This is a genomic window from Acidimicrobiales bacterium (assembly GCA_034521975.1).
Lineage (GTDB): Bacteria > Actinomycetota > Acidimicrobiia > Acidimicrobiales > SKKL01 > SKKL01.
The window spans coordinates 426410-446749 of sequence record JAXHLR010000003.1 but is presented as its reverse complement, the minus strand read 5'-3'; the positions used below and the strand labels follow the sequence as shown (position 1 = coordinate 446749).

Genomic DNA, 20340 nt, shown 5'->3' with positions numbered 1-20340 from the left:
AGGCTCGGTGGGGTGAGCTGGACGCGACCACAGATCGTCACGCTGGTGGCGCCGGACGACCCCGACCCGCCGGGACTCGAACCGCTCCACGACACCAGCGACGTGCAGGTGGTGCGCACCGGCGACGAGCTGGCCGCGGCGCTCGACGGGGCCGACATCCTCGCGGTCTACGACTTCCGCACCCCGCTGGTGGCCGAGATGGGCGATCGGGCCGGCGAGCTGCACTGGATCCACGCCGCCAGCGCCGGGGTCGACGCGGTGCTCACCGCCGCGGTCCTCGGCTCCGACACGGTGGTCACCAACGCCCAGGGCGTGTTCGACGACGCCATCGCCGAGTGGGTCCTCGGCGCGTTGCTCGTCTTCGCCAAGGACCTGCACACCACCCGCGACCTGCAGCGCCGGCACATGTGGCGCCACCGCGAATCCGAACGTCTGGCCGGCCGCAGCGTGCTCGTCGTCGGCGCCGGTTCGATCGGCAGCTCCATCGCCCGGCTGTGCCGCGCCGCGGGGATGACCGTCCGCGGCGTCGCCCGCCGTGGGCGACCCGACGACCCCGACTTCGAGGCCGTCGTCGCCATCGACTCGCTCCACACCGAGCTGGCAAGTGCCGACGACGTGGTGCTGGCCACACCGCTCACCGCCGAGACCCACCACCTGATCGACACCGATGCCCTGGCCGCCATGCGACCCGGTGCCCGCCTGGTGAACATCGGGCGCGGACCGGTGGTCGACCAGGACGCACTGCTCGACGCCCTGCGAAGCGGCCACGTCGACGCCGCCGCGCTCGACGTCTTCGAGACCGAGCCCCTTCCCGCCGATCATCCCTTCTGGGACCTGGACCAGGTGCTGGTGTCACCCCACATGTCCGGCGACGTCGTCGGCTGGGTAGGAGCACTCGGCGCCCAGTTCGTCGCCAACGTGCAACGGTGGCAGGCCGGCGAGCCCCTTCTCCACACCGTCGACAAGCACGCACTGTCAGGAGCCGCAACATGACCGAGATCGAGTGGATGGGGGCCGCCGAGCTCCTGGCCGCCTACGCCGACCGCAGCCTCTCACCGGTCGAGGTCGCCGACCACCTGCTGGATCGCATCAACCGCCTGGATGGCGCGACCAACGCCTGGTGCTTCCTCGATCCCGACACCACCCGCGCGCAGGCCAAGGCCTCCGAGCAGCGGTGGGCCGATGGATTCACCTCGCGGCCGACTCGACGGAGTGCCGGTCGCGGTCAAGGACATCTTCCTCACCGCCGGATGGCCGACGCTTCGGGGCTCGCTCACCATCGACCCCGATCAACCCTGGGAGCACGACGCGCCAGCGGTCGCCGCGCTCCGCCGCAACAACGCGGTGCTGCTCGGAAAGACCACCACCCCCGAGCTGGCGTGGAAGGGCGTGACCGACTCGCCCCTGTGCGGCATCACCCGCAACCCGTGGAACACCGGTCGCACCCCCGGCGGCTCCAGCGGTGGCAGCACGGCCGCGCTGGCCGCGGGCATGGTCCCACTCGCCCTCGGCACCGACGGCGGCGGTTCCATCCGCATCCCCGCCGCGTTCTCCGGCTGCACCGGCATCAAGCCCACCTGGGGTCGGGTGCCGCACTGGCCGGTCAGCCCCTACGGCGGACTCGCCCATGCCGGGCCGATGGCCCGCACCGTCGCCGACACCGCCCTGCTGCTCGATGCGCTCGCCGAACCCGACTTCCGCGACACCGCGGCCCTGATGCCCGACGGCATCGACCACCACGCCCGTCACACCGACCCGATCGACGGCGTCCGCATCGCCTTCAGTCCCGACCTCGGATACGAAGCGGTCCACCCCGAGATCGCCACTGCGGTCGCCGACGCGGTCCAGGTGCTCGCCGACGCCGGTGCCCACGTCGAGACCACCGACCCCGGCTTCGAGAACCCGCTCGACGCGTTCCTCGTCCTGTGGAACTCCGGTGCCGCCCAGGCCACCAAGGCAGACACCGAGCCGGACCGGGCCAAGCGCGATCCCCTCCTCCAGGAGATCTGCGCCGACGGTGCGCGCTACTCCGCGGTCGATTACATCGACGCGCTCGCGGTCCGCGGCCAGGTCGCCATCGCCATGGGCGAGCTCCACCAGCGCTACGACCTGTTGGTCACACCGACCATGCCCATCCCCGCGTTCGAAGCCGGGCGCGACGTGCCTGCGGACTGGAACGACCACCGTTGGCCCACCTGGTGCGGGTTCATGTACCCGTTCAACATGACCCAGCAGCCCGCCGCATCCGTGCCGTGCGGGTTCACCAGCGACGGGCTCCCCATCGGCCTCCAGATCATCGGGCCGCGAGGCGCCGACGCGCTGGTGCTGCGCGCCGCCCACGCCTACGAATCGGCCCGATCGGGCCAGCCGCCCCGCCCCACTCTCACCGACGCACCCAGGAAGTAGCACTGCCATGGACCAGACCCCCGTCACCATCGCCGGCACACCAACCACCACCGCCGAGTCGGTCGAGGTCCTCAACCCCTTCACCCAGGAGGTCATCGCCGAGGTTCCGCTCTGCGGTGAGGCCGAGGTGGAACGAGCATGCGAGCACGCGCGCCAGGTGCTGCACCGCGACGATCTTCCCCAGCACCGCCGGGCGGAGATCCTCGACGCGGCCTCCCGGCTGATCGCCGACCGGGCAGACGAGCTGGCCCGCACCATCGCCACCGAGGCGGGAAAACCGATCCGAACCGCCAAGGTCGAGGTGTCCCGCGCCGTCGACACCTTCGCCTTCGCGGCCACCGAGGCCCGCAAGCTCGGGGGCGAGGTGGTGCCGCTCGGTGCCTCGGCCAGCGGCGCCGGAAAGCTCGGGTTCGCGCTCCGGGTACCCGCCGGGGTGGTGGCTGCGATCTCGCCGTTCAACTTCCCCCTGAACCTGGTGGCGCACAAGTTGGCACCCGCCATCGCCGCCGGGTGCCCGGTGGTGCTCAAGCCCGCGCCCCAGACCCCGCTCACCGCCATCGCCCTGGTCCAGCTGCTCGTCGACGCCGGGTTGCCGAACGACTGGATCTCGGTGGTGACCGACCGCCGGGCCGAGGCGGGTGCGCCCCTGGTCGAGCACGACGTCCCCGCGGTGGTGACCTTCACCGGGTCGGTCCCCGTCGGTTGGGGCATCGCCGCGGCGGCGCCCCGCAAGCGGGTGCTGCTCGAGCTGGGATCGAACTCGCCGCTGATCGTCCAGCCCGACGCCGACGTGGCCGACGTGGCCAAGCGGGCGGTGCCGGCGTCGTTCGGGTTCGCCGGCCAGAGCTGCATCTCGGTGCAGCGCCTGCTGGTGCACCAGGACGTCCACGACGACCTCGTGGCCGCCATCGCCGCTGCCGCCGACGAGCTGGTGGTCGGCGATCCGCTCGACGAGGCGACCGATGTCGGCCCGCTGATCGCCGCCGGCGAGATCGACCGAGTCCAGTCGTGGGTCGACGCCGCCACCCAGGCCGGCGGCCGCGTCGTGACCGGCGGCGTGGTCGAGGACGGCGTGCTGCGGCCAACCGTGTTCGACGGTGTCGACACCAGCAGCGACCTGTGGCGCAAGGAGGTGTTCGGACCCGTCGTGGCGGTGCGGTCCTACGCCGATCTCGACGAGGCGATCGATCTGGCCAACGACAGCGAGTTCGGTCTGCATGCCGGGGTGTTCACCAACGAGTTGTCGGTGGCGTTGCGGGCGGCCCGCGAGCTCGACTTCGGTGGTGTGCTCATCAACGAGGTCCCCACCTGGCGCGGCGACCAGCAGCCCTACGGCGGGGTCCGCGACGCCGGCAACACCCGCGAGGGACCGGCTTATGCCATCGAGGAGATGACCACCCTTCGCTTCATCAGCCTCCAGGCCTGAGGTTCGGATCGGTGACCACGACGGAGCTCAGCCCGATTCGACCTTGCTGAACGCGTCGTCGAGCATCTCGAGGCCGAGCGACACCTCGGCCTCCTGAACGACCAGGGGCGGGATGAGCCGGAGCACCTGACCGGTCGCCCCGCAGGGCAGCAGCAGCAGTCCCGCCTCGGCGGCGGCCATCCGCACGTCCTGGACCGTCTCGCCCCCGCTACGGGCGCCGGCACCACGGAGCTCGAGCCCGATCATGAGGCCGCGCCCCCGCACGTCGGCGATCGACGGGTGGCGGGAGGCGAGGTCGCCGCACCCGGCGATGAGCTGGTCGCCACGCGCGGCGGCGTTGTCGACCAGGCCCTCCTCCTCGACCACGGCGAGGGTGGCGACCGCGGCCGCACAGGCCACCGGGTTGCCGCCGTAGGTACCACCCTGGGAGCCGGGGAACCCGGCCGACATCAGCTCGGGGGTGGAGACGATGGCCGACAGCGGCATGCCGCTGGCCAGCCCCTTGGCCGTGATCACGACATCGGGCCGCACCCCGGAGTGGTCCATGCCCCACATCCGGCCGGTGCGGCCGACGCCGGTCTGGACCTCGTCGGCGATGAGCAGGATCCCGTGGCGGTCGCAGCGCTCCCGCAGGCCCTCCATGAACGAGTCGGGGACCGGCACGTAGCCGCCCTCGCCGAGGACGGGCTCGATGATGATCGCCGCGGTCTCGGCCGGGGCGGTGGTGGTGAGCAGGATCTGGTCGAGCTCGCGGAGGCAGAAGGCGACGGTCTCCTCCTCGGACCAGCCGTAGCGGTAGGCGTAGGGGAACGGGGCGAGGACGACGCCGCCCATGAGGGGTTGCAACCCCGCACGGACCGCGAGCTTGGAGGTGGTGAGCGACGCGGCACCCATGGAGCGACCGTGGAAGCCACCCTGGAAGGCGACGATGTTGGGACGCCCGGTGGCGTGGCGCGCCAGGCGGACCGCAGACTCGACGGCCTCGCTCCCCGAGTTGGAGACGAACACCGAACCGGTACCGGGAAGCGCGGCACACAGCGCGTCGGTGAGCTCGTCGAGGCGGGGGTGCATGACGGTGGTGACCTGGCCGTGGATGAGCTGCCCGGCCTGGTGTTGGATCGCCTCGACCACCCGCGGGTGGCAGTGACCGGTGCTGGTGACCCCGATGCCGGCGGTGAAGTCGAGGTGGCGGCGGCCGTCGTCGTCGTAGAGCCACACGCCCTCGCCGCGCACGGCCTGGAGCGGGGTCGCCTGGGTGAGCAGCGGGGAGCGGGTCGCCATGGTGCGGTCCCTTCATGGTAGGATTGTCGACAATCTACCAATGATGTGGGTGGCAGACAAGGAGCCACGAAGGAGGGCGAAGGTGCCGAGGGAAGTAGAGGTGGTCCTGCCGGGGCGAGGTGTGGTGGCGGTGGCCCAACTGCTCGACCACGAGGCTCCCCGCACGGCCCAGGCGGTGTGGGACGCCCTGCCCCAGGGTGGCGAGATGTTCCACGCCAAGTACGCCCGCAACGAGCTGTACACCTTCGTCCCACCGTTCGCCCCGGCACCGATCGGTCTCGAGCACCCCACGGTCACCCCCATCCCCGGTGACCTCGTCTACTTCGAGTTCGGCGCCGGCATGTTGCCCGCAAGCACCTACGGCTACGCCGACCACGAGGGAACCGCAGGTGCCGACTCGATCATCGACTTGGCCGTGTTCTACGAGCGCAACAACCTGTTGCTCAACGGCGACATCGGTTGGGTGCCCGGCAACGTGTTCGGCACCGTCATCAGCGGATTGGACGAGCTGGCCGCCGCCGGCAACGCCATCTGGCGCGAAGGCACCATCGGCGAATCGCTGCAGTTCCGACGCCGGGACGGGTCTCTCCAGTCCTGACCGCCGGCATCGGATCAGTCGCGGTCGAACAACGACCCGAGCCGGTCTGCACCGCGGAGCGACGCCAACCCACCGGACAGGGCGAGGGCGTGCCACATGGTGACGATGTTGGCGGTGAGCACCGGCTTGGCCAACGCCGCTTCGAGCTGGGCGACCACCGCGGCCGAGTGCAGGGCGGTGTCGGGGACCAGGACGGCCTGAGCATCGGGGTGATCGCCGGCGGTGACGAAGTCGAGCACCCGGTCGGAGTCGAAGGTCCCGACCTCGGTGGCGGTGATGATGTCCTGTGCATCGGAGGCCACGACACCGATGCCGGCCTCGCCCAGGAACGACACGAACGCCGCGGTCACGTCGGCCGGATAGGTGGCGGCCACCGCGACCCGATCCACGCCGAGCGACCGGATGGCCTCGACGAAGGCGAACGAGGTGGAGGACGCGGGCACACCCATCTGCTCGGCCACCGGTTCGACCTGGGCACGGGCGCCCTCCAACCCGAACACGAAGCTGCCCGAGGTGCACGCCCAGATCACCACGTCGACGTCGTCGAGCTGGGCGGCGCCGTCAGCGAGACGCCCCGGACCGCCGAGGTCGAGCAGGGCGTCGAGCCGGTGGGCGTCCTCGCCGACCGAGGTGTGGACCACCTGCACGTGGGGCGAGGGATCGAGGCGCGCGGCCATGGTCGGATAGTCGTCCTCGGCCGAGTATCCCGGGTAGAGGAACCCCAGCCGCACCTGGCGATCGGTCGTGTCACTCACCGCGCCGACCCTACCGCCCGAGGTCGTGGCTCGGCCGGTGCATGACAGCGGGCGCGTGGCACCCTGGGGGCATGACCGACACCGCCGCGCGAACCAACCCGCCCCGCTTCCCGCCGGGCTTCGTGTGGGGTGCGGCGACCTCGTCGTATCAGATCGAGGGCGGTGCCGACGTCGACGGCAAGGGCGAGAGCATCTGGGACCGCTTCTGCGCCGAACCCGGCCGGATCGTCGACGGTACGTCGGGTGCCGATGGGGTCGACCACTACCACCGGTGGCCCGAGGACGTGACCCTCATGGCCGAGCTCGGCCTCGACGCCTACCGGTTCTCCATCTCGTGGCCGCGGGTGATCCCCAACGGCACCGGCACGGTGAACAAGGCGGGGCTCGACTTCTACGACCGCCTCGTCGACGCGCTGCTCGCCAAGGGGATCACCCCGCTGCCCACCCTCTACCACTGGGACCTCCCCCAGGCCCTGCAGGACGCCGGCGGGTGGCCGGTCCGCGACACGGCCTACGCCTTCGCCGACTATGCCGAGGTGGTGTCCCGACGCCTCGGCGACCGCGTCGGCACCTGGTTGACCCTCAACGAGCCGTTCGTCGCCGCCCACCTCGGCCACGTGCTCGGCATCCACGCTCCCGGTCACACCTCCGAGGCCGAGGGCTTCGCCGCCAGCCACCATCTGCTGCTGGCCCACGGGCTCGCGGTCGAACGGCTGCGCCAGACCGCACCCGAGTCGCGAGTGGGCATCGTGTTGAACTTCACCCCCGCGGTCCCCGGGACCGGCAGCGACGCCGACCGGGCCGAGGCCGAGCGCATCAACGACCGCGAGAACCGCTGGTACGTCGAACCGATCGCGGGAATGGGCTACCCGGAGCGGAGCGACCACCACCGCGGCTGGGACCGTCGTGAGGTGCTCGACGGCGACCTCGACATCATCAGCGCACCCATCGATGTGCTCGGGGTCAACTACTACACCCGCCACGTGGCCTTCACCAACCCGCCCGCCGACGACAGCTGGCGGCAACCGACGACCGAGATGGGATGGGAGATCCACCCGCCCACCTTCGGCGACCTGCTGATCGACCTCCACCAGTCCTACGGCTTCGACACCATGGTCGTCACCGAGAACGGGGCGGCCATGCCCGACACCGAGCGCCGCGACGGCTACGTGGACGACCAGGATCGCATCGACTTCCTGCACGACCACATCGCCCAGGTCCACCGGGCGATGGTCGAGGGTGCACCGATCGAGGGCTACCTGGTGTGGTCGCTGCTCGACAACTTCGAGTGGGCCGAGGGGTTCGCCAAGCGCTTCGGCATCGTCGAGGTCGACTTCGAGACCTACGAGCGACGGCTCAAGTCGAGCGCCTTCTGGTACGCCGACCTGCTGCGGACCGGCGTGCTCACCCGCTGACGCCGCTCAGGAGCTGTGCGGGGTGGCGCCGGCGTTGCCCGAACCCGTAGGGGCATCGGCCTCGAGGTGGATGACCTCGGAGGAGTCGAGGTCGAGCATCCGGTGACGATGGTGGATGGCCGCCGCGACGTCCTCGGGACCGTGTTCGCCAGCGGCGTCGACATCAGCCCGAGCTGCGGCCTCATGGATGTCGGCGCAGACGTCGATGCACACCGCACCGGTGATGCGGGCCACCAGTTGGTCGGGGGTGGGCTCGGCCACGGGCGAACCGGCACAGATCCGGGCGATCTCGACGTCGAGGGCCGCGTCCAGCCAGCCGGGCAGCATGGGCGGCTTGCCGCGCTCGATGACCGTGGCGGGAGTGAGCCCTGCGGGGAGATCGGCCGCGGTGCTGGCATCGTTCACGAGCTCGACGATGTCGGGAAGCAGCGCGGAGGCCGCTGCCCGCAGCAAGGTCAGACGTGCATGTCGGTATCGGCCCTCGGCCACCGAGTGGACCGCGACTTCGAGGATGGCCGCGGCCGAGCCCGGTGTGGGCTTGGTGGTCGCGGACATGGCTCCTCCTGATTCGACGGTGCGGATCGCCCGACGGCGCATCCACCACCACAGGATACCGCAGGTAGGTCGAACGGATCACGCGCCGCGCCCGAGCTGTCACCCATGGTGGTGGAACGACCCGTCGAGAGGCCCCGCTTCAGATCCCGTCCCCGGTGGCGAGCCGGCGGTAGGCCAGTTCCTTGGCCCGGCGGTCGTTGCGCCGGCGCTTCCAGAACGGCTGCTTCCACGGTTTGAAGGTGGCCCCGGTGCTGGGAGCGATGTCACGTTCGCCAGGTTCGATGCGAGATCGGGTGGCCTTGGGTTCGGGCAGGACGACGTCGTCGAGCTCGTCGACGGCCGACTCGTGCAACGTCTGATGCACGGCGTGGCGCTGCGCTCGGTGCTGGGCCTTGCGCAGCTCACGTGCCTCGGTGGCGAACGCGGCCTGGTCGGCCTTCCGCTGCCGGTGACGTGCTCCCATGGTCCCTACCTCCATGCCCGTGCTCGGTCGCGCGGGCCCTCGTCGACCAGTGGTCGAACGACCCGGCAACCCGGTAGCGACGATCGAGGCCACTGCGGGCCCCGGGAGGTTCGATGCCGACCCTATCGGCCCCGGGTTCGCCCCGCTGAGGATGCGGACTGAGCAGGGTGTTCGCGGTGCCGGGAGGAGGAGAGGGTCAGGTCAACGGATGCCGACGATGCGCGCACAGCTCCATGGGCCCCAACCCTGCTCTGCCCAGATGTCGGCCGCGACCCGCGCGTTCTCCAACGGCAGCAGCATCTGATCCCAGGAGTAGCCCAGGTTGGCGACCCGCTGACGGTGGACGGTGTTGATCTGGAACAGACCCCAGTTGCCACCACCGGGGCTGATGGCATCGTGGCGGAGGGTCGATTCGCAGTGGGCGACGCGGATCGCTTGGTCCTGTTGGACAGCGGTCGCACCCCGCTCGGCAAAGGCATAGCGGATGAAGTCCTCGGCGCCGCAGCCACTGAGCACGAGCGCCAGCAGCAGGGGAACGAGAGCGCGACGGACGCGCGACAGGGTGAACATGGGGGAAACTCCTCTCGGCTCGTCCTGAGGGCGCTTCGTGGCACACCCGGGTTCGGGAGGCGCCAGCAGGAACGAGGCGGCGGTGCAGCGATCATCGGGGGAGGCGATGTCGCCGACCCGGTGGACCACCGGGCGGGCTATGGGTACGCGCTCAGGGCGCCGTACACGACAGCGGTCAGTATGGTCGAGCCGAGAGCAAAACGCAATCTGATCGCAACACAACTGTCATGATTTCGGTCACAGCTCCACCGCCCGTCCCGAGGCAGCCGAACCGTTCAGCCCGAGGCGCGGGTGCGGTCGGCCTCGAGGACCGAGTCCCGCATCGGGTCGCGGTTGATCTCCGCGGCGAAGAACCGGTCGAAGGCCTCGACCATCATCTCGTCCTCATCGGCGGCCCAGGCGTCGGCGAAGCGCGACGACGGACTCGGCCCACGCGGCGAGGCACTGCCGCTGTCCGGCTCGGCCTCGTCGGTGTCCATACCCACCTCGGCGAGCTCGGTCCGCGGCGGCGGAGGGGGCAACAGACGAGCAGCGGGGTCGGCCACGGCCGGGGTGGCACCCACATCGAGAGCCGGCTGCTGGTCCGCGCCGGCCCGGAGCTGCACGGCCGCGACCTTCGAGTCCAGCTCGGCACGTATCTGTTCGAGGCCCATCGCCTCGGCGGCGACCGCCATGCGCAGGGCATCGAGCTCGGCCGCTTCCTCGGCCAGCGCCCTCCGCTCGGCCGCGACCTCGCGTGCTGCCTGCTCACGGGCCTCTTCGATGATGGCGCGACCCCGTGTCCGAGCATCGCCCAGCAAGCCGTTGACGGTCCGCTGGCCCAGTGCCAACAGGTGGGGAAGCGCTCCCTCGGCATCGACCGCGCGTCGCTCGGCCTCCTCGAGGCGGCGACGGAGCTCGACGAGCTCGTCGGCCCGGGTGCTGCGCTCGCCGAGGAGCCATCCGGCAGGCGAGGTGCCGGTGGCGCGGGCCGAGGGCCACCGTGGCGGTTCGACCGCTCGCGGGTGGTCGCCCTCGGAGTTCGACACCGCGCTCATACGGTGTCTCTTCGGCAGGTGTAGTGGCCAGGTTGAGTTCTTCGCAGTGCGCGCCACGTGTGGGGGAGCCTCCGTCTCTGATGGCCCCTACCCGCGCCACGTCACTCTAGATCAACCGTCTGGGGCGATGTTGGACACCCTCACGCGCCGCCGAACATCGTCATCCACTGCTCGACCGACGATGGGCGGAACACGAAGTTGTGCTGGCGGATCTCGCCCAAGGGAGCGGAGGGATCGGGCGAGTACAGGTGCCCCGGGTACAGCACGGTGTCGTCGGGGACCTTGGCCAGGCGCTGGGTGAGCGAGTAGTAGAGCTCGCGGGCGTCGCCGCCGGGCAGATCGGTGCGACCGCAGCCCTCGAGGAACAAGGTGTCGCCCGACACCAGCAGTCCGTCGACCAGGAAGCACTGGCTGCCCGGGGTGTGTCCGGGTGTGTGGATGAGCTCGATGGGCAGCTCGCCCACCGCCACCCGATCGCCGGACGCGTGCTGCACCAGATCGCTGGCCGACGCACCGGTCATCTTCATGACCCCGGCGGTCTCCGGCTCCTGGATGTGGACCGGTACCGGCCGGTGGGCGAGCAGCTCGGCCACCCCCTGGATGCCGTAGCCCATCATCGATCCACCGATGTGGTCGGGGTGGTAGTGGGTGACGAGGGCGCCAGTGAGGGTCATGCCGTCGGCGTCGACCAGGTTGCAGATGCCCTCGATGTCATAGGCCGGGTCGACCACGACGGCCTCGCCGGTCTCGGTGTCGCCGATCAGGTAGACGAAGTTGACCATCTGGGTGGCGAGCGGGTCGCCGACGGCGATGTCGCGCCCGGCGAGCAGCTGGCGGAAGTACACACGATCGTCCATGCCTCCCAGCCTACGGAACAGCCGGGCCGGCCACGTCCACGGCGGGCCTCACGCAGAGTCGCCTCCATCGGGGTCGTGGGAAGGGGGCCCCTCGTCCAGCTCGTCGCCGGCCCGCTCGTCGCCGGCTGCCACCTGGGCCGCACCCTCGGCCTCGGCCCTGGCCAGCACCTCGCGCAGTGGGCGACCGATGGCCCTGGCCGCCCTGGCGGCGTCGTCGTGTTCGACCTTGACCCTGCCGGGGCTGACCTTCACCCGGATCGGCTCTCCGTCGACCTCGACCTCGCCCTCGACCCTGGCCAGGGGCCAGCGCTCGATGCGGGTTCCCCGCACGCCGAGCGAGCCGGTACCCGCCACCATCGCCGTGGCCACCTGATCGACCAGCGCGGGATCGGCCAAGGCGCTCACCACGTGGCCCGGGCGGCCCTTCTTCATCACCACCGGGGTGATCCAGGCGTCGTGGGCACCGGCATCGAGCAGCGCGGCCACCGCCGCTGCCAGCACCTCGCCGGTGGCGTCGTCGAGGTTGGCCTCGAGCAGCACCACCGGCTGGCCCCGTTCGCGCACGACCGACCGGGTACCGATCACCACCTGGGTGAGGTTCGGCCGGTCCTCGAGCTCGCGGGTACCGGCACCGAACCCCGACGCGGCGACGGTCATGTCCGGCAGCGGTCCCCACTCGACCGCCAACGCGGCCACGATGGCAGCACCGGTGGGGGTGGTGAGCTCGTAGGGCAGATCGAGCCCCACGGTCGGAGCGCCCCGGAGCAGCTCGACCACCGCGGGCGGTGGGTTGGGCAGTACCCCGTGGGCGGCGCGGATCGTGCCCAGACCGTGGGCGACGGGACTGCAGGCCACCTCGTCGACACCGAGCACCTCGAGCGCGGCGCAGGTGCCGACGATGTCGATGATGGCGTCGACCGCGCCGACCTCGTGGAAGTGGACCTGCTCGGGCGGCTGGCGGTGGAGGCGACCCTCGGCCTCGGCCAGTGCCCAGAAGATGGCGTGGGCGCGATGGCGGACCCGATCGGGGAGCACGGCCTCGTCGAGCATGGCGGTGATGTGGGCCGCGGTGCGGACCACGTTGGTGGTCTCGGCGATGACATGGGCCTTGGTGCCCGCGATGCCGTTGCGCAGCACCGGTTCGGCCTCGAGCCGCCAGCCGCCGACGGGCAACGTCTCGCACAGGTCGCGCACCTCGTCGAGGTCAGCGCCGGCATCGAGCAACGACCCCAACGCCATGTCGCCCGCGATACCGCCGAAGCAGTGGAACCAGGCGATCGTTCGCTGCGGGCCGGGCGTGGTCACCGGCGATCAACGCCCTCGGTCGGCGGGCGCGGCCCGGGGAGCGCACGGGACACGGCCATGGCCGCCCCGAAGCCGTTGTCGATGCCGACCACGCTCACGCCCGCCGCGCAGCTGGCGAGCATGCCCAGCAGCGCGGTCACGCCTTCGAGCCCGGCGCCGTACCCGACGCTGGTGGGGACCGCCACGACCGGAGCGGCAACGATTCCCCCGACCACGCTGGCCAGAGCACCCTCCATGCCGGCGATGACCACCACGGCGTCGGCCTCGGTGAGCACGTCGACGTGGGCGAGCAGCCGGTGGATGCCCGCCACGCCAACATCGGTCAGACGCACGGGGTCGAACCCCAACGCCCCGAGGGTGGCGATGCACTCGTCGGCGACAGGCTGATCCGCGGTGCCGGCGGTGGCCACGACCACTCGGTCCGGGCGCAGCGCCGCCGGTCGCCACACCACGGTGCTGCGGTGCACCACGCCCGAGGGATGGGCGGCGAGCACCGCCTTGACCTGGTCGTCGTCGGCCCTGGTGAGCAGCACCGGACCCGTGTCGAGACCGTCCAGGAGCTCGCCGACGATCCCTGCACACACCTCGGGAGCCTTGCCCGGCGCGTAGACGGCTTCGACCACGCCCTGGCGCAGCGCGCGGTGGTGATCGACCTTGGCCACGCCGATGTCGACGAAGGGCAGACGGGCGAGTCGGGTGGCGGCGGCGGCGGGCGACAGCTCGCCTCGCTCGACCTCGTCGAGCAACTCTCTCAGAGCCTGGTGGTCCACCTCACTATCCTGTCGCCCCGTGACGCCTCCCGCTGCATCGCCATCGCCCTCACCGCCACTCGACGCCGCCACGGTGGCCTATCTGGGACCGGAGGCGACCTTCACCCAGCAGGCCTTGCTGTCCCAACCCGACCTGGCCGCGCTGTCGATGACGGCGATGCCCACCATCTCCGACGTGCTCGCGGCCACCGCCGGCGGTGTGGTCGACCTCGGGTTCGTGCCCATCGAGAACGCCATCGAGGGTTCGGTCACGGTCACCCTCGACACCCTCGCCTTCGAGGCCGACCTCTACATCCAGCGCGAGGTCGTCATCGACGTGTCGCTCAACCTGCTGGGGTTGCCCGACGCCGACCTGGAGTCCATCACCAGGGTCGCGTCCTACCAGGTGGCCACCGCCCAGTGCCGCAACTTCCTGCTCACCCGACTGCCCGGCGTGGTCACCGAGGCCGCCAACTCCACCGCGGAGGCGGCGCGGCTGGTGGCCGAGCACGAGGATCCCACGGAGGCGGCGGTCGGCACTGCGCTCGCCGCCGAGGTCTACGGCCTGAAGGTGCTGGCCGAGGAGATCGAGGACCACCCCGGCAACCAGACACGGTTCGTCGCGGTGTCGGCCCACGGGATCCCCGCCCCGACCGGCCACGATCGGACCTCGATCGTGATCTTCCAGCGGGCCGACCGTCCGGGGAGCCTGCTGTCGATCCTGCAGGAGTTCGCGGCGCGGGCGATCAACCTCACCAAGCTCGAGTCGCGCCCGACCAAGAAGGGGCTGGGCGACTACTGCTTCATCATCGACCTCGAGGGCCACATCGACGACGAGCTGGTGGCCGACTGCCTGCGCGATCTCAAGAGCAAGCAGGCCGAGGTCAAGTTCCTGGGCTCGTACCCGGCTGCCGGCGATCAGGGGGTCAGCGTTCGGCGTGACGCCGAGGCCGCCTGGCGCGACGCCGACGACTGGTTGCAACAGCTCAGGAGCCAGGTGCGGCGCTGAGACGGCCTGCCGGTGTCGGTGCTCGCGTTCGTCGTCCACGTCGCCGCCGTGGTCCTGGCGGTGACCGGGACCCGCAAGGTCGTCGATCCTGCCGGGATCGTCGCCGCGCTCGACGCGGCCGGGCTTCCCAGCGGTGAGGCGATCGGTCGGGGCCTCGGGCTCATCGAGGTCGGCGTCGGCGTCTGGGTGCTCGTTGGCGGTGGGTCGGTCTCCGCGGCAGCGATGGCACTGCTCTATGGCGGGTTCGTGGCCTTCATCATCGCCAACCGGGTCCGTGGGCTCGACGTGCCGTGCGGGTGCATCGGCACCTCCACCGCCCCTCCCGGCCGCTACCACGTGACGATCGATCTCGTGGCCGTCGTGGCCGCCTCCTGGGCGATGGCCGCTCCCGTCGGCCCGGCCGCCGACTGGGCCGACCACGGTGCGGTGGGCCTGCTCGCCCTGGTCGGGGTCGTCGTGTCCGCTGCCCTCGTCGCGGTGGGGCTCGAAGCGTCGGCTCGATCACACGGCCTGTGACCACCGGATCGGACGGGACCGTCTCGCTGCTCCCCCGAGTTCTCGGTGGTCGCGCTGCGCGCCTCGACCCGGTCTGACAGGACCAGAGGCCATGACGGTGGCAGAACGGTGGCAGAGGTGAACGATCGGCCGTGGTGGAGCTGGGCGGCGATCGGCGGCGCTGTGGGCGGAGTCGTATCGCTGTTCCTGCCCTGGCGGGTGGTGCTCGCCTTCGGCCGGGTCGAGCTCTCGGGCATCGAGATTGACGACGGGAGGTTCGCAGCCGGATGCCTGGCGATCGCCACATTCTTGTTGTTCCCCTTGATCCAGAAGGTCGAACCGGTCGACAACACTCGTGCGGTTGGCGCCATGCGGGCCAGTGGGGCGATGGCAGCGATCGCCGGGTATCACGGCTTCAACCTCGCCGTCGAGCAGTCGAACGAGTTCGCCGATCTGCATCGAGCAGGCGCGGGCGCCTGGCTCGCCTTGGCTGCCGGGGTCGCGCTGCTGGCAGCCGCTATCGGCGGTCGAGCACCGGCACCGACAGAGCCGCAGCCGTTCTAGATCTCTTCAGAGGTTCGCTGGTCAGGTGCGGCGAGTGGTCCGGCCGCGGAGCTGCCGTTCGAACTCTGCTGGAGGCAGTGGTCGGTTGAAGTGATAACCCTGGGCCATGTCGCAGCCGAGCTCGGCGAGGATCTGCGCGTGGGCGTGGGTCTCGACGCCTTCGGCGATGGTGACCAGACCCATGTCAGAGGCGAGGGAGACGACCGCAGCGACGATGGATCGGCCACGTTCATCGTCGACCAGCGCGGTGATGAACGATCGGTCGATCTTGACGGTGTTGACCGGGAACCTGTGAAGGTAGCGCAGCGACGACTCCCCGGTTCCGAAGTCGTCGATCGCGAGTCGCACGCCGACACCGCGGAGGCGCTGCAGGCCACGCACCGCGACGTCCAGGTCGTCGATGAGGGCGGTCTCGGTGACCTCGAGGTGGATCCACGCGGCCGGGATCCGGGAGCCGATCACGGTGTCGCGAACCTTGTTCTCGAGCCGGTCACCTTGCAGCTCTGTGCCAGACACGTTGATCGCCAGCTTGAATCCGGTGTCGGCGTCGATCAGACCGATGGAGCGCCACTCGCGGAGTTGGTGGCTGACCTCGTCGAGCATGAAGTCCGACACCAGGTGCGCGAGCCCGGCGTCTTCGATAAGGGGGATGAACTCGTCGGGGTACCTGGGTCCTCGATCGGGATCGGTCCAGCGCACCAGGGCTTCGGCGCCGACGATGCGGCGAGTGGAGAGATCCACGATCGGTTGGTACTGGACATGAAGGTGGCGGGCATCGAGCGCGTGTCGAAGGTCGCGGCGCATGACGGTCTTGGCTATCTGGCCGCGAATCGACGGTCGTGAGTGGATCGTCAGGAACGCGGCCAGTTCGCCAATGAGGATGAACGCACCTGCCCGCAGCCCCCAGTTGAGCGGTTCTTGGCTGGTGCCGGCAGCGACGTCGAGAGGTAGTAGGGGCCCCGCGGCGAACCCTGCAGCCAGGCCCGCGGCGAGGGCGCCCCAGGGACCGAAGCGGACGGCGGCGAGGATCACCGGCACATAGAAGATGTGGGGGGCCACGGTTTGGGAGCCACCGGCCCCGTAGCAGACGATCCATGCGAGCAGCACCATGAGCGCGACGAGGGTCACCCCTGTCAGGGTGGCGCGTTGCGCGGTGGATTCCAGCAGGTGACTCCTGATCGAGCCACCTTGCCCGCCCACCGAGTCGGGGGGCGTTGGGGGGTTCACACTGTGCCGGTCGGCACCAACGCCAACTGAATGAGCGAAGCCATCAAACTTACCGACCAGGATCCTGTCGACGGGTCACAGGGCGAAGCGCCGTTCGATGTGATCGGCGCCGCACCGCCATGGCGACGTTGCGACGTGTGCACCTGGACGGCAAGCAGCGCGCTCGTTCATACCTCGCTGGGGTGATGTCGCGGCCGATTCGCCGGCGGGTCTCTCCGGCGGTGGAGGGTGCCCGGTCGAGGCTTTGGTGTGTTGCCAGCGTTCGAGGACCTCGGCGACGGTGGTCGTGTCGTCGAGTGTGGACCCGGCCTGGTTGCGGCATTCGACGATGAACTCGGGGAGGGCTCGCTGGGCGTCACGTTTGGTGCCGCGGATGGTGCGGGCGCGTCGTCGCCCGTCGACATAGACCTGTAGCTGCCACTGACCGGGTCCGCGTTCGCGTATCGTGCCTGCCATGGCCTCGATCCGACGTCCAGACAGTGACACGGTGGCAGCGACGGTGGCAGCCCCCAGCTGTCAGAAACAATTCGTCGCCGGAAAGGTGTTCTGACCTGGTTTTTGTGGTCTTGGAGGGATGGCAGAGTGGACGATTGCGACGGTCTTGAAAACCGTTGAGGGGCAACCCTCCGGGGGTTCGAATCCCCCTCCCTCCGCTCGCATCTCGGCGCTGCTGCACTAGCATCGACGAGTCACACGGAGAGGTGCCGGAGTCTGGTCGAACGGGCCTCCCTGCTAAGGAGGTGCTGGGGGTAACCCTGGCCGTGGGTTCGAATCCCACCCTCTCCGCTCCGAGTCCACCCCCGGCCATCGGCCGGGGGTGGACCGCGTCCGGCACCCGTTCCGTGCACGGCATAGGCCAAACGGCCTAGAGTGGCGCCTCAACCGAACCCGGGTCGTTCGGACCACCTCATTCCTCAACTGACCCCACCCACTGACCGATGTACGCAGTACGGGGCGAACCGGAGGATGCTGGACATGGACAGCGAGCGCGACCACGCGATGGCAGGGACCGACGAGTCCTTCGTCGACGCGCTCGACGTACCAGATCTTCCCGACCTCGATGGCGCTGACCCCTTGGCCCCGGTCGATGCCGCGGCATCCAACGGCAGCCACCCCGCCGACCCATCCGATCCGGGCGACCACGAGTTGGTCTCCGCCGACCCCCTCGCCGACGAGGCTGCCGACGATGTGCCCGAGGCCTGGCGGGTCACCCGGCTCTCCTACGGGCGTCACCTGCGGGTCCTGCTGGTCGAGTCCGACACCGACCGGGCCGATGCCTTCACCCGCGCCGCGATCGAGAGCGTGCTCGACGTCGCGGTCGAGCCGGCCGACGGGGTCGACGAGGCGCTCTCCCGCCTCGAGCGCAGCACCGGCGCGCTCCTTCGGCGGCCGATGCCCGATGTCGCGGTCGTCGGGGTCGACATGCCCGAGGCCCACCGGCTGCTCGAGATCCTCCGCAGCGACACCCGGTTCGACTCGCTGCCGGTGATCGTTCTGGCCGAGACCGCGTCGCCCGAGGCGGAGCGACGCTCGTTCGCCCTCGGTGCCACCGCTCACCTGGTGGCGCCTCGCCGCGACTACGAACGGGTCGCGCTCATCCATGCGCTCCCCGACTTCATCCCCCGCGCCCGGGCCGTGCACGCCAGCCTCGAACACCGACGCTGACCCCTGCTCGCGGCTCAGCCCGACGGCAACCCGATGCCGGGGTCGATGAAGCGGTTGGTGACCAGGTCCTCCGGCGTGAGGTCGTGACCGATCTCCATCACCGGCACGGCGGTGTCGAGCACCCCCTGCACCCGCTCGAGGTCGAAGTCGCCCACGGTGTCGTCGGGCCCGTTGCCGACGATGCCGAGCGACCGCTGCTGGTCGACCGACCAGTCGGCCAGCTCTTCCTCGTAGACCCAACCATCGTCGTAGCGGTCGGCGAGATCGGAGATGACCGCGTTGGTGGCCGAGGGCTCGGTGGCGTAGTCGACGATGGCCTGCTGGATGGCGGGCACCAGCTGTTCGAGGCAGTCGGCGTGGTCCTCGATCGCGTCTGGTCGTGCCGCCAGAGCCTGGGCATAGACCTCCCAGCCGGTGTCGTGGATGAGCTGGAAGCGCACCGGGCGCCCCCACTCGTCGATGAGGCGCTCGTAGCTGTAGGGCTCAGCGGTGGCGAACCCCTGTTGAGCGATCGTGCCGTCGGCGGCGACGAACCGAGCCGGTGTGCCGGTGTAGCCGCCGTCGAGCTGATCGCGATCGACGATGCCGCTGCCGACCAGGTGATCGAGGTAGGCATCGGGTCCGAACACGTTGACCACCGTGTCGTCGGGAAGCTCCGCGATGGTGTCGACGTCATAGGTCTCGGGGTCCCACATGATCATCTGCGGGCTGATCTCGAGCGGGGCGACGACGGCAACCGTGGGGAACCGGCTGTTGGTCTGGATCGCCTCATCGGTGCCGACGAAGCCGAGAACGACGTCTCGATCGGCGTGCATCTGGGCGGCGACCTGCTGGAAACCGATGGCCGGGCCACCGACCCGGACCTGGAGGTCGACTCCCATGGGCTCGCCGCCGGAGACCATCGGTGCGGTCACCCTCATGGTGTCGGTCTCGATCCGGAGGTGGTCGCGGTCGAGCAGGTGGTAGACCGAGCCGTGCTCGGCTTCGGGGTACCAGTCGGTCTGGATCACCAGCGGGTCGGGACAGATGCCCGTGAGCGGCCCCTCGGCTCGATCGGACGGTGACGGATCGTCGTCGGTGCAGCCCACGGCCACGAGGGCGAGGACGGCCAGCACTCCCAGGGCGGTCAGACGCAAGAGGTGCCAAGAGACGGATGGGGGCAGGTTCATCGAAGGCTTGGGTCGACGGGACGGAACTCGTGGTGCCAGTGTCCCACCACCCGACGCTGGACCCAGCCCGCGAGCCAGAAGGCAGCGACACCGAGCAGCGACGCCACGATGATGGCCGCGATCAGCTCCTCGCTGCGAAGCCGTGCTCCGTACCGATCGATCAGCTGGCCCAACCCTGGCGGTCCCTGGCGGAAGAAGAAGTCGCCGACGATGGCGCCAACCACCGACAACCCCGACGAGATCCGCACCCCGACGAAGAACGATGGCAACGCGTGGGGCAACTGCAGCTTCCAGAGACGATCCCGCGGCGAAGCCCGGTGGAGCGAGAACAGATCGTGCAGCGGCGGGGGCACCGACAGCAGGCCGAAGAGGGTGTTGGCGATGATCGGGAACAGCGAGATGATCACACAGACCACGACGCGTGCACCGAAGCCGTATCCGAACCACAAGGCGATGAGGGGAACGATGGCCAGGATCGGAACCGCTTGGAGGGCCACGGCGTAGGGATAGAGCGAGCGCTCGACCCAGGGGGCGCGACTCATCAGCACTGCCACCCCGACGCCGATGGCCACGGCGAGAACGAGGCCGAGCGCCGCGACCTGAGCGGTCAACCACGCTCCCTCGATGATCTCGGAGAGGTTGTCCCGGTCGGCGAACCCCACGGCCACCACCTCGTGCGGCGCCCGGAGCAGGAACCGTCGGTGGGGCTCGAGTACCAGATAGGTGATGGTGTACCAGAGGCCGATGACGCCGACCAGCACCCCGAGAGGTGGCACCGTCCGGAGCTCCCGAAT

General features: G+C 70.2%; 22 protein-coding genes and 2 tRNA genes. 12 read left to right on the top strand and 12 right to left on the bottom strand.

What is annotated here, in order from left to right:
• Positions 1-12 precede the first annotated feature (12 nt).
• From U5K29_04270 to U5K29_04260, 3 genes are all read left to right on the top strand, one after another.
• Positions 13-993, top strand: coding sequence for a D-2-hydroxyacid dehydrogenase (locus U5K29_04270; protein ID MDZ7677744.1), 981 nt, complete (start codon positions 13-15; stop codon positions 991-993).
• 189 nt (positions 994-1182) lie between these two features.
• Positions 1183-2406: an amidase gene (locus tag U5K29_04265; protein ID MDZ7677743.1), complete on the top strand. Its 1224-nt coding sequence runs from the start codon at positions 1183-1185 to the stop codon at positions 2404-2406.
• Between the two features lie 7 nt (positions 2407-2413).
• The gene (locus U5K29_04260) at positions 2414-3832 is read left to right on the top strand and encodes an aldehyde dehydrogenase family protein (protein MDZ7677742.1); all 1419 of its coding nucleotides are present in this window, start codon (positions 2414-2416) and stop codon (positions 3830-3832) included.
• A gap of 27 nt (positions 3833-3859) precedes the next feature.
• On the opposite strand, the gene U5K29_04255 is transcribed toward U5K29_04260, so the two are convergent.
• The gene (locus U5K29_04255) at positions 3860-5113 is read right to left on the bottom strand and encodes an aspartate aminotransferase family protein (protein MDZ7677741.1); all 1254 of its coding nucleotides are present in this window, start codon (positions 5111-5113) and stop codon (positions 3860-3862) included.
• A gap of 82 nt (positions 5114-5195) precedes the next feature.
• Here U5K29_04255 and U5K29_04250 point away from each other — a divergent pair, with 82 nt between their 5' ends.
• Entirely contained in the window at positions 5196-5711 is a 516-nt protein-coding gene (locus U5K29_04250) for a DUF3830 family protein (protein ID MDZ7677740.1), read from the top strand.
• A 14-nt stretch (positions 5712-5725) separates the two neighbouring features.
• Here U5K29_04250 and U5K29_04245 read toward each other — a convergent pair whose 3' ends face one another.
• Positions 5726-6466 (bottom strand): hypothetical protein, encoded by a 741-nt coding sequence (locus U5K29_04245; protein ID MDZ7677739.1) that lies wholly within the window; start codon positions 6464-6466, stop codon positions 5726-5728.
• A gap of 71 nt (positions 6467-6537) precedes the next feature.
• On the opposite strand from U5K29_04245, the gene U5K29_04240 reads away from it, so the two are divergent.
• On the top strand, positions 6538-7881 hold the full coding sequence (locus U5K29_04240) for a GH1 family beta-glucosidase (protein ID MDZ7677738.1): 1344 nt from the start codon (positions 6538-6540) through the stop codon (positions 7879-7881).
• Positions 7882-7887: 6 nt separating this feature from the next.
• On the opposite strand, the gene U5K29_04235 is transcribed toward U5K29_04240, so the two are convergent.
• From U5K29_04235 to larB, 7 genes are all read right to left on the bottom strand, one after another.
• On the bottom strand, positions 7888-8436 hold the full coding sequence (locus tag U5K29_04235; protein MDZ7677737.1) for a hypothetical protein: 549 nt from the start codon (positions 8434-8436) through the stop codon (positions 7888-7890).
• 139 nt (positions 8437-8575) lie between these two features.
• Positions 8576-8899: a hypothetical protein gene (locus U5K29_04230; protein ID MDZ7677736.1), complete on the bottom strand. Its 324-nt coding sequence runs from the start codon at positions 8897-8899 to the stop codon at positions 8576-8578.
• Between the two features lie 201 nt (positions 8900-9100).
• Entirely contained in the window at positions 9101-9469 is a 369-nt protein-coding gene (locus U5K29_04225) for a transglycosylase SLT domain-containing protein (protein MDZ7677735.1), read from the bottom strand.
• A gap of 275 nt (positions 9470-9744) precedes the next feature.
• Positions 9745-10497, bottom strand: a complete 753-nt coding sequence (locus U5K29_04220; GenBank protein ID MDZ7677734.1) for a hypothetical protein — start codon at positions 10495-10497, stop codon at positions 9745-9747.
• Positions 10498-10646: 149 nt separating this feature from the next.
• Complete coding sequence (locus U5K29_04215; protein MDZ7677733.1) at positions 10647-11363, bottom strand: MBL fold metallo-hydrolase; 717 nt, start codon at positions 11361-11363, stop codon at positions 10647-10649.
• 48 nt (positions 11364-11411) lie between these two features.
• Positions 11412-12668: a nickel pincer cofactor biosynthesis protein LarC gene (larC, locus tag U5K29_04210; GenBank protein MDZ7677732.1), complete on the bottom strand. Its 1257-nt coding sequence runs from the start codon at positions 12666-12668 to the stop codon at positions 11412-11414.
• Positions 12665-13438: a nickel pincer cofactor biosynthesis protein LarB gene (gene larB / locus U5K29_04205; GenBank protein MDZ7677731.1), complete on the bottom strand. Its 774-nt coding sequence runs from the start codon at positions 13436-13438 to the stop codon at positions 12665-12667. Before larB ends, larC begins: the two co-directional genes overlap by 4 nt.
• A gap of 19 nt (positions 13439-13457) precedes the next feature.
• On the opposite strand from larB, the gene pheA reads away from it, so the two are divergent.
• From pheA to U5K29_04190, 3 genes are all read left to right on the top strand, one after another.
• A complete protein-coding gene (gene pheA / locus U5K29_04200) occupies positions 13458-14426 on the top strand; it encodes a prephenate dehydratase (protein MDZ7677730.1) in 969 nt (322 codons plus the stop codon).
• A 12-nt stretch (positions 14427-14438) separates the two neighbouring features.
• Positions 14439-14942, top strand: a complete 504-nt coding sequence (locus tag U5K29_04195; GenBank protein MDZ7677729.1) for a hypothetical protein — start codon at positions 14439-14441, stop codon at positions 14940-14942.
• A 117-nt stretch (positions 14943-15059) separates the two neighbouring features.
• Entirely contained in the window at positions 15060-15485 is a 426-nt protein-coding gene (locus tag U5K29_04190) for a hypothetical protein (protein MDZ7677728.1), read from the top strand.
• Between the two features lie 21 nt (positions 15486-15506).
• Here U5K29_04190 and U5K29_04185 read toward each other — a convergent pair whose 3' ends face one another.
• Complete coding sequence (locus U5K29_04185; protein MDZ7677727.1) at positions 15507-16613, bottom strand: EAL domain-containing protein; 1107 nt, start codon at positions 16611-16613, stop codon at positions 15507-15509.
• Positions 16614-16742: 129 nt separating this feature from the next.
• Here U5K29_04185 and U5K29_04180 point away from each other — a divergent pair, with 129 nt between their 5' ends.
• The 4 genes from U5K29_04180 to U5K29_04165 all read left to right on the top strand — a co-directional run bounded on the left by U5K29_04180 (position 16743) and on the right by U5K29_04165 (position 18377).
• Entirely contained in the window at positions 16743-16898 is a 156-nt protein-coding gene (locus U5K29_04180) for a hypothetical protein (GenBank protein MDZ7677726.1), read from the top strand.
• Positions 16899-17280: 382 nt separating this feature from the next.
• Positions 17281-17365: transfer RNA gene (locus U5K29_04175), tRNA-Ser, on the top strand.
• Between the two features lie 42 nt (positions 17366-17407).
• Positions 17408-17498 (top strand) — tRNA-Ser (locus U5K29_04170).
• Between the two features lie 189 nt (positions 17499-17687).
• Entirely contained in the window at positions 17688-18377 is a 690-nt protein-coding gene (locus U5K29_04165) for a hypothetical protein (protein MDZ7677725.1), read from the top strand.
• Between the two features lie 14 nt (positions 18378-18391).
• Here U5K29_04165 and U5K29_04160 read toward each other — a convergent pair whose 3' ends face one another.
• Positions 18392-19513, bottom strand: coding sequence for a hypothetical protein (locus U5K29_04160; GenBank protein ID MDZ7677724.1), 1122 nt, complete (start codon positions 19511-19513; stop codon positions 18392-18394).
• Positions 19514-19542: 29 nt separating this feature from the next.
• A complete protein-coding gene (locus U5K29_04155) occupies positions 19543-20322 on the bottom strand; it encodes an ABC transporter permease (protein MDZ7677723.1) in 780 nt (259 codons plus the stop codon).
• Between the last annotated feature and the right edge of the window lie 18 nt (positions 20323-20340).

Excerpts from the sequence above, each read along its gene's own strand:
- U5K29_04260 (MDZ7677742.1), top strand. The coding sequence starts at position 2,414 with ATGGACCAGACCCCCGTCACCATCGCCGGCACACCAACCACCACCGCC.
- U5K29_04215 (MDZ7677733.1), bottom strand. The coding sequence starts at position 11,363 with ATGGACGATCGTGTGTACTTCCGCCAGCTGCTCGCCGGGCGCGACATC.
- U5K29_04240 (MDZ7677738.1), top strand. The coding sequence starts at position 6,538 with ATGACCGACACCGCCGCGCGAACCAACCCGCCCCGCTTCCCGCCGGGC.
- U5K29_04230 (MDZ7677736.1), bottom strand. The coding sequence starts at position 8,899 with ATGGGAGCACGTCACCGGCAGCGGAAGGCCGACCAGGCCGCGTTCGCC.
- U5K29_04225 (MDZ7677735.1), bottom strand. The coding sequence starts at position 9,469 with ATGTTCACCCTGTCGCGCGTCCGTCGCGCTCTCGTTCCCCTGCTGCTG.
- U5K29_04235 (MDZ7677737.1), bottom strand. The coding sequence starts at position 8,436 with ATGTCCGCGACCACCAAGCCCACACCGGGCTCGGCCGCGGCCATCCTC.
- U5K29_04165 (MDZ7677725.1), top strand. The coding sequence starts at position 17,688 with ATGGACAGCGAGCGCGACCACGCGATGGCAGGGACCGACGAGTCCTTC.
- U5K29_04180 (MDZ7677726.1), top strand. The coding sequence starts at position 16,743 with ATGAGCGAAGCCATCAAACTTACCGACCAGGATCCTGTCGACGGGTCA.
- U5K29_04265 (MDZ7677743.1), top strand. The coding sequence starts at position 1,183 with ATGGATTCACCTCGCGGCCGACTCGACGGAGTGCCGGTCGCGGTCAAG.
- U5K29_04255 (MDZ7677741.1), bottom strand. The coding sequence starts at position 5,113 with ATGGCGACCCGCTCCCCGCTGCTCACCCAGGCGACCCCGCTCCAGGCC.